The 13,205-nt window shown below is 73.1% G+C and carries 11 protein-coding genes, 1 tRNA gene and 1 pseudogene; 5 read left to right on the top strand and 8 right to left on the bottom strand.

Features of this window, described 5'->3' with window-relative positions; genetic code table 11:
- Window positions 1-124 precede the first annotated feature (124 nt).
- Window positions 125-1,006: a Rieske (2Fe-2S) protein gene (locus DQ244_RS06675; RefSeq protein WP_113810722.1), complete on the top strand. Its 882-nt coding sequence runs from the start codon at window positions 125-127 to the stop codon at window positions 1,004-1,006.
- A gap of 42 nt (window positions 1,007-1,048) precedes the next feature.
- The gene (locus tag DQ244_RS06670) at window positions 1,049-1,912 is read left to right on the top strand and encodes a hypothetical protein (protein WP_147251484.1); all 864 of its coding nucleotides are present in this window, start codon (window positions 1,049-1,051) and stop codon (window positions 1,910-1,912) included.
- A gap of 418 nt (window positions 1,913-2,330) precedes the next feature.
- On the opposite strand, the gene mqo is transcribed toward DQ244_RS06670, so the two are convergent.
- Together mqo and DQ244_RS06660 are read right to left on the bottom strand one after the other, a co-directional pair.
- Window positions 2,331-3,833 (bottom strand): malate dehydrogenase (quinone), encoded by a 1,503-nt coding sequence (mqo, locus tag DQ244_RS06665; RefSeq protein WP_113810720.1) that lies wholly within the window; start codon window positions 3,831-3,833, stop codon window positions 2,331-2,333.
- 211 nt (window positions 3,834-4,044) lie between these two features.
- Window positions 4,045-4,503: a hypothetical protein gene (locus DQ244_RS06660; RefSeq protein WP_147251483.1), complete on the bottom strand. Its 459-nt coding sequence runs from the start codon at window positions 4,501-4,503 to the stop codon at window positions 4,045-4,047.
- Between the two features lie 213 nt (window positions 4,504-4,716).
- On the opposite strand from DQ244_RS06660, the gene DQ244_RS06655 reads away from it, so the two are divergent.
- Window positions 4,717-4,789: transfer RNA gene (locus tag DQ244_RS06655), tRNA-Lys, on the top strand.
- Between the two features lie 203 nt (window positions 4,790-4,992).
- Here the strand turns inward: DQ244_RS06655 and DQ244_RS20240 are convergent.
- The 3 genes and pseudogenes from DQ244_RS20240 to DQ244_RS06630 form a co-directional block, all read right to left on the bottom strand.
- Window positions 4,993-5,796 (bottom strand): annotated as a pseudogene (locus DQ244_RS20240) (tyrosine-type recombinase/integrase); the annotation flags it as partial.
- A 494-nt stretch (window positions 5,797-6,290) separates the two neighbouring features.
- Complete coding sequence (locus DQ244_RS06635; RefSeq protein WP_113810717.1) at window positions 6,291-6,848, bottom strand: RES domain-containing protein; 558 nt, start codon at window positions 6,846-6,848, stop codon at window positions 6,291-6,293.
- A 3-nt stretch (window positions 6,849-6,851) separates the two neighbouring features.
- Window positions 6,852-7,250 carry an antitoxin Xre/MbcA/ParS toxin-binding domain-containing protein gene (locus tag DQ244_RS06630; RefSeq protein ID WP_113810716.1) on the bottom strand — a complete coding sequence of 133 codons (399 nt, stop codon included), beginning with the start codon at window positions 7,248-7,250 and terminating at the stop codon, window positions 6,852-6,854.
- 161 nt (window positions 7,251-7,411) lie between these two features.
- Here DQ244_RS06630 and DQ244_RS19195 point away from each other — a divergent pair, with 161 nt between their 5' ends.
- Entirely contained in the window at window positions 7,412-8,638 is a 1,227-nt protein-coding gene (locus tag DQ244_RS19195; protein ID WP_142023914.1) for a hypothetical protein, read from the top strand.
- A 362-nt stretch (window positions 8,639-9,000) separates the two neighbouring features.
- Here DQ244_RS19195 and DQ244_RS06615 read toward each other — a convergent pair whose 3' ends face one another.
- Together DQ244_RS06615 and DQ244_RS06610 are read right to left on the bottom strand one after the other, a co-directional pair.
- Window positions 9,001-9,660: a hypothetical protein gene (locus DQ244_RS06615; RefSeq protein ID WP_113810714.1), complete on the bottom strand. Its 660-nt coding sequence runs from the start codon at window positions 9,658-9,660 to the stop codon at window positions 9,001-9,003.
- Between the two features lie 178 nt (window positions 9,661-9,838).
- Entirely contained in the window at window positions 9,839-10,048 is a 210-nt protein-coding gene (locus DQ244_RS06610) for an AlpA family transcriptional regulator (protein WP_113810713.1), read from the bottom strand.
- 958 nt (window positions 10,049-11,006) lie between these two features.
- On the opposite strand from DQ244_RS06610, the gene DQ244_RS06605 reads away from it, so the two are divergent.
- A complete protein-coding gene (locus DQ244_RS06605) occupies window positions 11,007-12,092 on the top strand; it encodes an ArdC-like ssDNA-binding domain-containing protein (protein ID WP_113810712.1) in 1,086 nt (361 codons plus the stop codon).
- A 468-nt stretch (window positions 12,093-12,560) separates the two neighbouring features.
- Here the strand turns inward: DQ244_RS06605 and DQ244_RS06595 are convergent, their stop codons facing one another.
- Window positions 12,561-13,013, bottom strand: a complete 453-nt coding sequence (locus tag DQ244_RS06595) for a universal stress protein (RefSeq protein WP_158544484.1) — start codon at window positions 13,011-13,013, stop codon at window positions 12,561-12,563.
- Between the last annotated feature and the right edge of the window lie 192 nt (window positions 13,014-13,205).

Here is a 13,205-nt window from a genome sequence, read left to right as displayed (position 1 = left end):
AACCGTTGTCACGCCCATACATGCCGGTCGGAGCTGGGACTCACCCGTGTCCTTCCTCACGGTTGCCTGTGAGTCGCTCTGCGATGGGGTATCGCGCGTCGTCCACGGGGGTAGGGGGTCGCGCATGAGCCTCATGGGGATCCTGGACCGCATCGCGGACGTGCCGACGTTCGACAAGGCCATCGAGCCGGCCCGCAAGGCGGTCCAGAGCGCGCTCAAGCCGGGGGCGGTCAAGGACTTCCTGCACGGGACGTGGCTGGGGCACCCCGTGCACCCGGTGATGGTCCAGGTCCCGGTCGGCAGCTGGGTGTCCGCCGGGCTGCTCGACGCCATCCCGCCGATGCGACCGGCCGCGACCCTGCTGATCGGCACCGGCGTCGCCGCGGCTGTCCCGGCCGCCCTCTCCGGCGCCGCCGACTGGTCGGAGCAGGAGGTCGGTGTCCGCCGCCTGGGCGCGCTGCACGCGGTGCTCAACACGGCCGCGCTCGGCCTGTACGTGGGCTCGCTGGTGGCCCGGAAGCGCGGCCGGGGCGGTCTGGGGCGGGTGCTCTCCTACTCCGGGCTCGGTCTCGCGGGCGGGTCGGCCGCCATCGGCGGGCACATGTCCTACGCGCAGTCCTCCGGTGCCTCCCACGCGGCGACGGCGGTGCGCGCTCTGACGTCGGACTGGATGGACCTCGGCCCGCTGGACGACCTCGCGGAGGGCCGGCCCACGATGCGCTCGGGCAGGGGCGGCAGCGCGCCGGTGCCGCTGGCCGTGGTGCGCCGCGGAGCGCGGGTCGACGTCTTCGTCGCCGCCTGCTCGCACCTCTCGGGGCCGCTCGACGAGGGAACCGTGGAGACCGTGCGCGGGTCCGACTGCCTGGTCTGCCCGTGGCACGGCTCGGCGTTCGACCTCGACAGCGGCGAGCCGCGCCGCGGGCCGGCCGCCAATCCGCAGGAGAAGCTCGAGGTGCGCATGGAGGCGGGCCGGGTCATGGCGCGCATCGCCGCCCGGCACCGCTGAGCCGGCTCCGCCCCGGCCGCGGCGGTCCTACGCTGCGGTCGCATGAGGAGGGCGACGGCGCTGGGCGTGCTGCTGGCGCTGGCGGCCTGCTCGCCGTCCCCGGACGCGCCTGACGACGTCCGCACCTCCGCACCCGCGTCGACGCCGCCGGCGACCTCCGCCGCCGGACCGCCGGCGGTGCCCGGGATCGCGGCCGAGGCGGTGCGGCTGCGCACCGACGAGGCGGTGGGCGGGCAGTTCCACGTGCGGGTGACTGACACCGGCGACGCCCCGTTCACCGTGTCCGAGGTGGCACTGGCCGTGCCCGGTTTCGCGACGCTCACTCCCGCGCCCGTGACGGCGGCGTTCGTCCCCGGCCGGGTGATCGACCTGCCGGTGCCCTACGGCGCCGTGGACTGCGCCGTCGTCCCCGGTCCGGCCGCGGCGCGGCTGACCGTCAGCCGTCCCGACGGGACGGTGGAGGCGCTGACGGTGCCGCTGGCGGGCGACGTGCCGGCCCGGGTGCACGCCGAGGAGTGCGCGGCGGAGGCGGTCGCCTCGGTGGCCGCGCTGCAGGTGACCGACCTGCAGGCGCGGGATGACGAGCTGCGCGGCCGGCTCGGCGTGCGCCGGCTGGCGGGCGAGGAACCGGTGGCGGTGCGCCGGATCGGCCGCAGCGTGCTCATCGACGTCCGCGCCGACCTGCCGCTGGAGATCGCGGCGCGGGAGGGCGCTGCCGACGTTCCGGTGACGTTCCGGCCCGCCACGTGCGAGCCGCACGTGCTGTCCGAGACCAAGAAGCCCTACGTCTTCTTGCTCGAGGTGACGCTGGGGGAGGAGCCGCCGGTGGTGGTCGACCTGCCGGTGGACGACCACCTGCGCGGACAGCTGGCCGACCTCGTGCGCCGGGTCTGCGATCCCGCCTGACCGGGCGGAGAAAGAAGCCGGCCCGGCTGCCCCGGGGGGAACGGGTCAGCCGGGCCGGGGTCTGCCCGCCGGCGTCGAGGACGCGGGCGGAAGCTTTCGGCGGACGGAGGCAGGACGACTCGCCCCCGACCGGAACGAGATGACCGTACGTAACCGGCGTCGTCACCCGCGATCCCCTGAACGGGTGGTCCGGTCCCCGCGGGGGTGACTCCCTGCACATGGCGTGTGGGGCACACCACCCCGTGGGAACCAGAGGGCGATGTTCTTCCTCTTCTCCAGCCGTCTGGGCTGCCTGGGCTCCCTGGCGCTGTCGGCGCTGCTGACGCTGGTCCTGCTGCTGGTCCTCGACGTCATCTGACGCACGGAGGGGCCGGTCCCGACGACGGGACCGGCCCCTCCGGGCGCGCACTGGCGGCTGTCAGCCGTTGAGCTCCAGCGTCTGCATCGTCTCCGTGCGCACCTGCGCCAGCAGCGACTTGTCGGAGGCCAGCGAGTGGCCGTAGGAGGGGATGGCCTCCTGCAGCAGCGGACGCCAGGCGGCGGTCCGGTCGGGGAAGGCCCGCTCGAGCAGCGTGAGCATCGCCGAGACGGCGGTCGAGGCGCCCGGGGAGGCACCGAGCAGGCCGGCGATCGTGCCGTCCTCACCCACGATCAGCTCGGTGCCGAACTGCAGGACGCCCTTGGCCGAGTTCGGGTCCTGCTTGATGACCTGGACGCGCTGGCCGGCGGTGACCATGTCCCAGTCGTCCTGCTCGGCGGTGGGCACGAAGCCGGTGAGCGTCTTGTGCCGGGCCTTGCGGGACTGCAGCAGCTCGCCGACGAGGTACTTGGTCAGGGCCAGCTCGGTGCGGGCGACCCCCAGCATGGAGCCGAGGTTGTTCGGCTTGACGCTGAGCGGCAGGTCGAACATCGACCCGGCCTTGAGGAACTTGGGCGAGAAGCCGGCGTAGGGGCCGAACAGCAGCGAGTACTCGCCGTCGATCAGGCGCAGGTCCAGGTGCGGGACCGACATCGGCGGGGCGCCGACGGCGGCCTGGCCGTAGACCTTGGCCTGGTGGCGGCTGACGAGCTCGGGGGAGCGGGTGCGCAGGAACAGGCCGCTGACCGGGAACCCGCCGAACCCCTTGATCTCGGGGATGGCGGCCTTCTGCAGCAGGGGCAGCGCTCCGCCGCCGGCGCCGACGAACACGAAGCGGGTGCGGACGGTGAGGTGCTCGCCGGACCTGGTGTCGCGGACGGTGACCTTCCACCGGCCGTCGGTCTCCTTCTCCAGCTCGTGCACGCGCTGGTTGAGGTAGACGTTCACCCCGCGGTTGCCGACGTCGTCGAGCATCAGCCGGGTGAGGGCGCCGAAGTTGACGTCCGTTCCGGCCGCCGAGCGGGTGGCGGCGACGACCTCCTGCGGGTCGCGGCCCTCCATCATCAGCGGCAGCCACTCGGCCAGCTGGTGCTGGTCCTCGGTGTACTCCAGGCCCTCGAACAGCGGCTGGGCGGCCAGGGCGGAGTGCCGGGCGCGCATGTAGCTGCGCCCCTTCTCGCCGCTGACGAAGCTCAGGTGCGGGACCGGGGAGATGAAGTCCTTCGGCGAGCCGGTCATCCCGCCGCGCACGAGGTGCGACCAGAACTGGCGCGAGACCTGGAACTGCTCGTTGATGGTGTTGGCCTTGGTGGGGTCCACCCGGCCGTCAGGGCCCGCGGGCGTGTAGTTGAGCTCGCAGAGGGCGGCGTGGCCGGTGCCGGCGTTGTTCCAGGGGCCGGAGCTCTCGCCGGCGACGGCGCTGCCCGACTCGAAGACGGCGACGCTCCACTCGGGGGCCACGACCTTGATGAGCTGGGCCAGCGTGGCGCTCATGATGCCGGCCCCGACGAGTACGACGTCGGGGTTCGCGCTGTCCGGAACTGCGCTGCGCTCGGAAGTCACGGCTGCCTCTCTGGCTGTGCTCGGCGAGGCGCCGTAGCGCCCTTCCCATCGATGGTCGGCGCACGGCCAGCTGAACGTGTGGCCGGTGAGCTATGAGGTGTGTCACCAGCCGTGGCGCGCACGACACCTCAAGTCTGCACCGAGCCGGATCGGATGTGCGCCACCGGAGGTTGTGAGATGCACCCAGCCGTTGCCGGGCACCCGTGCAGGCTCACTCCTGGAGGGCTTCGATCACCCGGTTCACGTTGCTGCGTCCCCGGCCGTGGTCGAAAAGCAGGGCCCGGCTGCGCGGCCGGCTCGTGATCCGGGCTGCGGGATCCACCGAGTCCCCGGCCAGTTCGACGGTGACGCGCTCGCCCGGATCCAGCCAGCTCCGGACGGTGTCGGCGGCGTAGATCCCGGCGGCGGCGTCGGACCGGCGGATCTCGGCGGGCAGGCTCAGCAACGCGACCTCGACCCGGAAGTGCAGATCGGCGCCGCCGCGCACCGGGACCGTCGCGGCCTGACGGGGGCCGAATCCGTGGCCTGCCGCTGCGCGACGCTCGCCGAGGAGGTTCAGCGTGCCCGCCATCGCCGCACCGGCGACGAGCCCAGCCGCACCCCAGGTGAGGCGCATCGGCAGTCCTTCCGAGCCGTCCGCCGCCCAGAAGGCGGCGAGGTTCGCCGCCATGACTCCGGCCAGCAGGCCGGGGTGCAGCAGGGCTGCTCCGTAGACCCGCAGGACCTCCACGTACGGAGACTGGACGACGGGGACGCCGGTGTCCTGCCGTTCACCTGATAGGGGCCCTCGCCGGCCGGCCCGCTGCCGTGCCTGCGTGCTCACCGTGCGGCACCGTCCCGGCGGTAGCCTCACCCGCGGGCTGCGGGCGTTGCTGCAGCCGCCGGGCCTCTAGCTCAACTGGCAGAGCAGCGGACTTTTAATCCGCGGGTTGTGGGTTCGATCCCCACGGGGCCCACCGCGTTGACCTGGGCGTTTTCCCTTCGTCGGAGTCTCGGCTGCTGGCCGCGCCCACACGGCGCCCACACGCGCGTCCGTGGCTGCCCGCGCGGCGGCGTCCATCCGGTCGGCCAAAGCGGCTAGGTCGTCGTCGAACAGGCCCGAGTACACGTCCAGCGTCATGGCCGCCGAGGCGTGCCCGAGCATCCGCTGGACGCTCTTGACGGTCGCGCCGCTGGCGACGGCGAGAGAGGCGGCGGTGTGCCGGAGGTCGTGTGGGGTGACGTCGCTCAGCCCGGCCGTCCGGACCGCCGGATCGAAGACGGCCCGACGCCAGTTCCGCAGCCGCAGCACCGTGCCGCTGGCCGTGGTCCTCAGCAGGTCGTCGCCCTGCTTGCCCTCGCAGTGGCGGGCCAGCGACTCGGCGAGGGTCGCGGGCAGGGGCACGGTCCGCTGCTGATGGGTCTTCGGTGTGCCGAACTCCAGCCGCCCGCCGACTTCGGTGACCGCCTCGGCGATGGTGAGCCGGCGCCGGAGGAAGTCGACCCGTCGGACCCGCAGGGCGGCCATCTCGCCGAAGCGCAGTCCGGTGTAGGCGAGCAGCCGTATGACGTCCCCGTCCTCACCCGCCGCGTCGGCGAGCCGCTCGACCTCGTCATGGTTGAGGAACCTCGGCTCCTGCCGCGTCACTCGGGGCAGGGGTACGCGCTCGGCCGGGTTGCGGGGGATGCGCCCGTCGCGGACGGCGAGGCCCAGGAGGAGTGAGAAGACGCGGTGGGCCTGGCGGACCGTGCCCGGGGCGGATCCCTGCGTCAGCAGCTCAGCCACCCAGACGGCGACGTCGGCGTGGGTGACGTCGGCGAGCCGGTACCGACTCCACGACGGCAGGACGTGGGTCCGCAGCAGGTTCTCGTACCGGTAGAGGGTGCTCGGCTTGACCCCGGTCTGCGAGGACAGCCATCGATCGGACCACTCCTCGACGGTGATCCGGCCTCGGACTGGCGCCGTCCACGTTTGCGTGACCATGGCTGACGTAGCCTCATCCAGCCAGCGCTGCGCATCTACCTTCCGCGCAAAGCGCCTCTCGTGCTGACGGCCGCCTGGGTCGCGATACCGGGCGCGATAGCGGGTTGAGCCGTCGCTGAGCGTGATGCGGGTGATCGAGCCGTCCATGAGGACCTCCGTAGCGAGGTATGCGTCTCTCAGCGTGCCGGACGCCTCTGACAACGGGCCGCCCTCGTCATCCCGGACATGATTATGCCGCTCTCCCCTGAGCAGCATAGTTCGCGCAAACTCCCGTTCTGAGCTGCATGTATAGGCGTGAAGTGTCGTTGGTCGAGGACGGCGCGTTCTGGGTGTCTTGCGGACTTTCTGCGGACTATGTGCGGACCGAGATTGTGAGACAGTCCGCCCGTCAGCCCCGCGCCTGGTCTCGGGGGCGTGACCGCTGTGGCGCCGGGGCGGCGGCCTGGTCCACTACCGCGCAGGTCAGTCAGGAGCCCGGTGTGGGATGACTTGGGTCAGGCCTGCCTGGGCGGGACGGCGCGGAGCTGGCGTGGGTCGGCCGGCAGCGTGTTCCAGGTCTCCTCGGTGCGCACCACCGGCATCTCCCGCAGGGTGATCCGTTCCCGGAAGAGCGCGAGCGTCTCGCCCAGGCCGGTGGCCGAGGGGGCGAGGACGGCATGCAGCTCGAGCTGGTGGGCGGCGGCGGCGACGCGCTGGCAGGCGGCGTAGTCGTCGACCTCGGACCTCAGGTCGGCAGCGGAGAGTCCCACGGCGGCGACGTTGTGGGGGTTGGTGAGGTCGAGCACCGCGTCGACATCCACGGTGACGGTATAGAAGCGGCGCGGCTGCACAAGCTCGACGGGGATCCCGTAGGCCTCGACCAGGTGCCTGTAGGCCTCGGCGGTGACTGACGTCGGTGGACGGCCGAGGTAGATGACGGGAAACGTCTCTCCCCAGCGTCCCTGGTCGCCGCCGGCGAAGGCGTCGCGGTTGACCGCCGCGTGTCGGTAGAAGGTGCCGTGCACGCTGATCGGTGGCACGGCCGCGACGCGTTCGGCGATGGAGCGCTGCACGCCTTACCGAACCTTCGACCCGCCGGCGAGGCGCTGCACCAGTCGCAGCACGGTCTCGAAGTCGCCTGCCTTCAGTACGTCGATCGGGCGGCGGTCGCCTAGGGCGCGTTGTCGGGCGTGCAGCCAGATGTCGATGCCTTCGGGCTTGTAGACGTCGGAGAGCTCTGCGATGACGTACTGCAGCTCCAGCAGCCGGTCGCGCTTGGTGCCCTCGGGCCGCGCGGCGCCGGCGGCCCATTTCTGCACTGCGCGCTCTCCGGCGCCGACGATCTCCCCGATCTCGGCGAGGGTGAGCGCGCGGCGCGTGTCGGCCACGACATGGCGGTAGACGGGGGAGTCTCCGGCCGGGTCGTGCGACGCAGGCTGGGACGCCGCCGCCGCGGCGGTGCGGGTCGGGCTCATCTGACTGGTCTCCTTCTGAGGCAGCGCCGATCGGTCCGTTCGGCCTGCGAGGTAGACGCTATACATCCTCACCGTTCGCCGCTAGGTACATTGTCAAGTTCGTGCTAAGGTTCACCCCGCAAGCGTCACAGTTCGGTAACTCTGTGGTAGGAGACTCACCGATGGATCTGTTGATCAGGGCCGGTCGCGGTGACCACCTGCTCGTCAAGGATCTGTGCGCCCCGGCCGCCAGCGGACTGTGGCCCCTGCGGGAGCTGCCGCTCACCGGGGTGGTTGCCGATGCGCAGGTGGCGATGGAGCGGCCGGGCCTCCGGGAGACTGCGGATGCAGCCGGGGTGCCGTTCTTGGTCGACCCGCTCACCCCGCTGCTGGCCGATCAGCAGTCGCCGAGCAATGGCTGGGCGCGACTGCCGTACGCCACCGCAGACAAGCTGACCCCGGCAGACCTCGGCCACCACGAACTGCAGGACGAACTGGTCGACCAGGTAATCGGCTTCCAGCGCGAGCAGGGCGCTACGGTGCTCATTCCGCCCTACGTCTACGTCGACCGGCGAAACAGCGCCTGGCTGGAGGTCAACCGCAGCCTGTTGATCCGGACCGCCCGCTATCTGGAGCGCGAAGACATCGACCTGCCCGTCGCGCCGGTCTTCGCCGCGTCCCTGCACCAGTTCGGCCCCCAGTCCACCTGGCCGGCCGGGCTGGACCCGTTCCTCGCTACCGCTGATGAGATGAACACCCGCTACGTGGCGCTGTCGATGTCCTGGTCCAAGCAGCGGACCGCCAGCTACGACGCCATCGCCACGCTGATGACCGCCACCCAGCACGCCGCCGCCGGACGGCGGGTGCTGTCCTGGCGCCAAGGCCTCTACGGTGCAGCCCTTACCGGCGTGGGAGCCGCCGGCTACGAGACCGGTCCCGGGCACGGCGAGGCCGGCCACTTTCCCCAGTTGCTGGCCCGCAGGCGTCCCAGCGACAAGCCCCGCACGGGCGGCGGCGAGGCCAACGTGTACTTCACCGCCTTCGGTCGCAGCCTCGACCGCAGCCATGGCCAGAAGCTGCTCGAGAACCGGCTGCTACGGGCCACGCTGGTCTGCCCGGAGAGCTCCTGCTGCCCGGACGGCGCCAGCAGCATGATAAACAGCTGGCGCGAGCACGCCGTGCGCGCACGCCACCGCGAACTGTCCGAGATCGACCGCATGCCCGCCTCGCCCAGCTGGCGACTCAACAAGATCTCCCGGGATGCCGAGCAAGCCGCACTGTCCACCCGAGCGGGGAACGACGTCCTCGCCGAGGCGGGAATCGGCTGGCGGCTGCCCACCGACACCTACCGGCATCTCTCGGACGTGGCCGCCGACATCCGCGCCAACCTCGGCCGGCGAGTGGCGTGACCAGGACGGGCGGTCACCGTCGACTCCGGCGCCGGGCAGGGTGAGCGCGTACTCGTAGCGGCCGTCCGGGGCGAGCAGCCGGCCGCACCGTGGTGGCCGGGACTGGGTGGGCGCCAGGGCGCTTAGCAGGCGCTGGACAGCGGCGAGGGCGACCCGGTTGGCCAGTGGCGCCGGCAATCGCAGCGGCTCGGTCTCGGTGCCCGGATCCTGCTGGTCGTCGTCCTCCCACGTGCCCAGGCGCAGCAGGATCTCTTCCAGGGCGCGCAGCGGGGCCAGCGGCTCGCCGTCGAGGTCGACGACGAGCGGGATGCGCCGCCCTTGACGGGATTTGCTCGTTCGGTCCGGGCTGGCCGGTCGGCTGCTCAGCCACGGGGGGACCACCGCTCGGCCGCCGACCGGCCGGTCAGGCCGGTGACCCGGCCGATGTCGGCCCACGAGGCCCCGGCCGCGACGGCGGCGCGCACCGCCTCGTCCAGCGCGCGGGCGGCGGCGGCCTGCCCGGCGGCGGCCGCCTCGACGTCCTCGAGGGCTTGCCATCCGGCGATGTGCCGGCGCCACTCGGCGATGACCTGCGTCTCGTCGGCGGCCTCCAGGTCGGCCCACGGACCGGCAACGACCAGCTGCCGCGCCGCCGGGTCGGCCAGCTCCCATGCGGTCACGCGGGCCCAGGGGATGCCGCGCCAGCCACAGGTGCAGCCGGCGACCCAGCCGACCACCTCCGCGTCCGGACGCCACTGGTCGGCCTCCTCGATCACCTCGCAGTGCACCGGGTCGCCGGCGTCGGCGGGCATGATCCCGTCATCGCCGATGACCGTGCCGTCGGACCAGACGCCCTCGGCGGTGGCACCGTTGCGGTAGGTCAGCCGGACCCGGTCGCCGTCGCAGGGCCCGTCGTCGGGCCGGCGGGCGATCAGCACCCCGCGGGCGCTGGTGGTGCCGGCGCCTTGCGCGCCGTCGGCGAACAGCGGCACCACCCAGCCCTCGTGCTCCTGGCCGCCCACGACCGGGCCCATCCATCCCATCGCTGCTCCTCTCGGTGATGCGAGCGTCGCCGTTCCGGCGCCGCCGGAGCCTGTCCCGGCCGGCTTCTGTGCACGGCCGTCGTCGTCCACAGACAGGGCTGGCCACACGGCCGCACCGTCTGCCGGGAGTCCGACGCGGCTTCGCGCCCCGCCCAGCCGCCCTCCGCCGGGCGCGGGGCTATCGGCGGGGGGACTGGTCAGCTTGTGCGTCGATCCAGGCGCGCAGGTCGACGCGGCGGTAGAGGACGCGCCGGCCGAGCCGGAAGCTGTTCGGGCCGGTGCCGAGGTGTCGCCAGTACCGGAGAGTGGCCACCGGCGCGCGCAGCACGTCGGCGGCCTCGGTGATGGTCAGCAGCTCCGGCTCGTGGCCGGCGGTGGGGTCGGGCATGGCTGGCTCCCCGGAAGTCGTCGGTGGCGGTGCCTTCACCACAGAAGGCGCCATTTCGGGCCCGCTGGTGACACCTCACAGCCAGCCTTTTCTGACGGGCTCCGGTTCTTCCCCTGTACGGCCACCGGTGGGGGGCACCTGCTAGCGACGGAGACCGGCCGGTGGACAGCCTCCCGGTACTACGGCCGGGTTCGGCCCCGTCCCGATCAGGGGGTCTCCCCGGACCGCCTCCTGTTCGTCTCCGGTTGATCCCCGGTTGTCGCTCCGCGGCCCTGTCCCTGACCGGCCTGCGCCGCCCGCGCTTGGGAACCACGTTCTGCGGATGGCCTTCCTCCGGTTCTCCTCCTGTTGTCCTGCAGCCAGCCGGTGCAGGCCCGGGCATCGGGACGCTCCCGCGCAACCGGTCCCTGTGGACGATGGCTCCTGTCCACAACATCGGGACCGACACCATCGGGCGGGCGCTGGCCTGGCCACGCTCGACTCATGGCGCACGACACCGCACCCGGGGCCCGGCGGGACGGCAGTGCCCGTGGCCGGTCCCTCTGGTCTCTCCGCGACGTGTCGGGTGATGGGGCTCGCTGACCGGTGGGCGCGCCGTCGCCGTCGTCGCGCCGGGGCCGGTGGGGTGGGCCAGGAGCACACATCGGGCCACGCTGCGCGCGGCGCCGGCTGCGCCGTCGTCACCGTCCGCCTGCGGCGGGCTGTCCTTGCTGGTTCCCCGACCCGTCCGGCAGCTCAGCGTAAGGGCCTCCCGCGCCGTCTCCTCCCGACCGGACCAAGATCCTTCCGCCCTTCGGGCGCTGCGCTGCGGAAGCAGTCTTGGTCCGGTCGTCCCCCGCCGTCGCTCCCGGCCCCTGAGCAGAGCTCTGTGCCGGACGGGCCGGGGGAATGGGTGGCAGGACACCTGTTCCGCAGTCCCTTCCGTACCGGCTTCGGCTCCAGTTCCGGGAGGGTCCAGATGACCAGCACCAACAGCACAACCAGTAGCAGCCGCACCGGCAAGGACGAGCGGGGTAGGCGCGCCCGCCTCAGCGAGCCGCAACGGGAAGCCGCCGACGCCGCGCGCGCAGCGAAGATCGCCGCCCTGCACGACCAGATCGGCGAGCAGGTCGAGCAGCTGACCGCCGATCCGCAGTGGCGGGCGATGCTCGATGCCGCCGCGAAGTTCCACACCTACAGCCTCAACAACCAGATGCTGATCGAGCTGCAGGCCGCGCGGCTGGGCATCAGCCCGACCCGGGTTGCCGGGTTCGGCACCTGGAAGGCGCTGGGCCGCAGCGTGGTCAAGGGGTCCACCGGGCTCGCGGTCCTGGCGCCGTGCACCTACACCCCCAAGAACACCGACCCCGGCCAGGCGGCACCCGCCGCCGCGACGGCGACGGGCACGGCGAGGGAGCCGGCCGGCGGGGACGCCGACCAGCGTGCCGGGGCGCGGGTGCTGCGCGGGTTCCGGGTCGCGCACGTCTTCGACATCTCCCAGACCGACGGCGACCCGCTGCCCGACATCGTCCCCGAGCTGCTCACCGGTGACGCCCCCGCCGCCCTGTGGGACGCGCTGGCCACCCAGGTCGCCGGCCACGGCTACACGCTCGTCCGCGAGGCCTGCGAGCAGGCCAACGGCCTCACCGACCCGGCCGCCCGCACCGTCCGCGTGCGCCCGGACGTCCCCGAGGCGCAGGCGGTCAAGACCCTCGCTCACGAACTGGCGCACATCGAGTGCGGGCACACCGCCGACGACTTCGACTACCGGGGGTGCCGCGGGCGGGCCGAGGCCGAAGCCGGGTCGATCGCCTACATCGTCACCGCCTGGGCCGGGCTGGACGCCGGCGCCTACACCGTCCCCTACGTCGCCGCCTGGTCAGCCGGGGACACCGACATCGTCCGCGCCGCCGCCGCGACGGTGACCGCCGCCGCCCGCCGCATCCTCGACCACCTCGACGGCGCCGAGAGCACCGAGAACGCCGCACGGGGGACGGGGACGCCGCCCCGCCAGCCGGACCGGCCGGGCCGACCGCCGGTGCCCGCGTCTCTTGCCACCACCTGAGCGGGGAGAGCGCGACATGGCCGCCACCAGCACCCCACCGAGAGCACCGCCACCCCACAGAAACATCGAAGGAGAACCCACGATGACCACGACAGTTGCCGCCCTGACCACCGGCCGGGAGAGTAAAGGTGGCCAAGTCGACAGGGCTGGCCCGGAAGCGGGTCGCCAAGGCAGCCGTGGTCCCCCGGCTGGACGGCGACCCGCCGCAGTCGCCGTTGCCGGGCCGCCCCTGGACCAGGCCGCCGCCGCCCTCGTCGCGGCAGCGGCGGAGGGGCCGGGCGGTTCCCCCCATGCCCTGACCCGCGCCAAGCAGGCGAGGCAGGAAGCGGAGAAGGCCGCCGCGCTCCTTGCTGAGCTGACCGCTGCCGTTGACCCGATGACTAGGTCGACGCCCTGCCGAAGGGCCCATGCGGCCGCCGCGGCGGGGAGCCACGTTCGCCGCAGGGCCTCGGTAGCCTGCGTGGCGGGTCAGCGGGGAACATGCTCCCCGACGCCCTCGGACGGCGACGGCGCAGGCTGGCCGCTCGCCGCTAGCCCGGTGACCGGGTCGAGCAGAACCAACCCTCGGGTGCCCGTCCGGCCCGCGGCGCGGGGGCCGCAGACGACGACCTCGGCGCCGGCCCGTCGCGCGGCTCGCAGTGCCGCGGTGAGGGCCGGCGTCCGGGCACGGACTGGGCGGTAGGTGACCACGTGCGCGGGCGCCGGCCGCCCGCCGAGGGCGGGGGTGATCCGGCCGAGCACCGCTGCCGCATCGCGCTCGCGGCGCCGGCGTGCGACCTCGTGCAGCGCTGGGTCCAGAGACAGCCCGGTACCAGGCAGAGGGACGAGGAGCAGAAGGGGCCGGTCCCAGTCGCGCGCCAGGCGGACGGCGTGTCGAACGGCGCGTACCGCCTCCAGATCGTCGGTGACGACCGCGGCCACCGGCCCCGGGATGGCCCGTGTCACCTCCGCCGCCTGGCGTCCGGCTCGCGCTCGGTGTCCCCAGGCGCCTGCCGCTGCGACGCACGACCCCAGACCGGCTGGAGCGCGGCGATCTCCTCGTCGGTCGCGACGCGGAACGGGGGCGTGACCGGTGCCTGGAACGCCTTCCGCCCCTGTCCGCGGGTGGCCCGG

The sequence above is a fragment of the Blastococcus sp. TBT05-19 genome, assembly GCF_003319095.1.
GTDB lineage: Bacteria > Actinomycetota > Actinomycetes > Mycobacteriales > Geodermatophilaceae > Blastococcus.
The sequence above is the reverse complement of the archived record's forward strand: the minus strand, read 5'-3'. Positions and strand labels throughout refer to the sequence as shown.

Coding starts and splice junctions, on each gene's coding strand:
- DQ244_RS06670 (WP_147251484.1), top strand. CDS start 1,049: ATGAGGAGGGCGACGGCGCTGGGCGTGCTGCTGGCGCTGGCGGCCTGC.
- DQ244_RS06610 (WP_113810713.1), bottom strand. CDS start 10,048: ATGCCCGACCCCACCGCCGGCCACGAGCCGGAGCTGCTGACCATCACC.
- DQ244_RS06605 (WP_113810712.1), top strand. CDS start 11,007: ATGACCAGCACCAACAGCACAACCAGTAGCAGCCGCACCGGCAAGGAC.
- DQ244_RS06660 (WP_147251483.1), bottom strand. CDS start 4,503: ATGGCGGCGAACCTCGCCGCCTTCTGGGCGGCGGACGGCTCGGAAGGA.
- DQ244_RS06630 (WP_113810716.1), bottom strand. CDS start 7,250: ATGAGCCCGACCCGCACCGCCGCGGCGGCGGCGTCCCAGCCTGCGTCG.
- DQ244_RS06615 (WP_113810714.1), bottom strand. CDS start 9,660: ATGGGATGGATGGGCCCGGTCGTGGGCGGCCAGGAGCACGAGGGCTGG.
- DQ244_RS06675 (WP_113810722.1), top strand. CDS start 125: ATGAGCCTCATGGGGATCCTGGACCGCATCGCGGACGTGCCGACGTTC.
- DQ244_RS19195 (WP_142023914.1), top strand. CDS start 7,412: ATGGATCTGTTGATCAGGGCCGGTCGCGGTGACCACCTGCTCGTCAAG.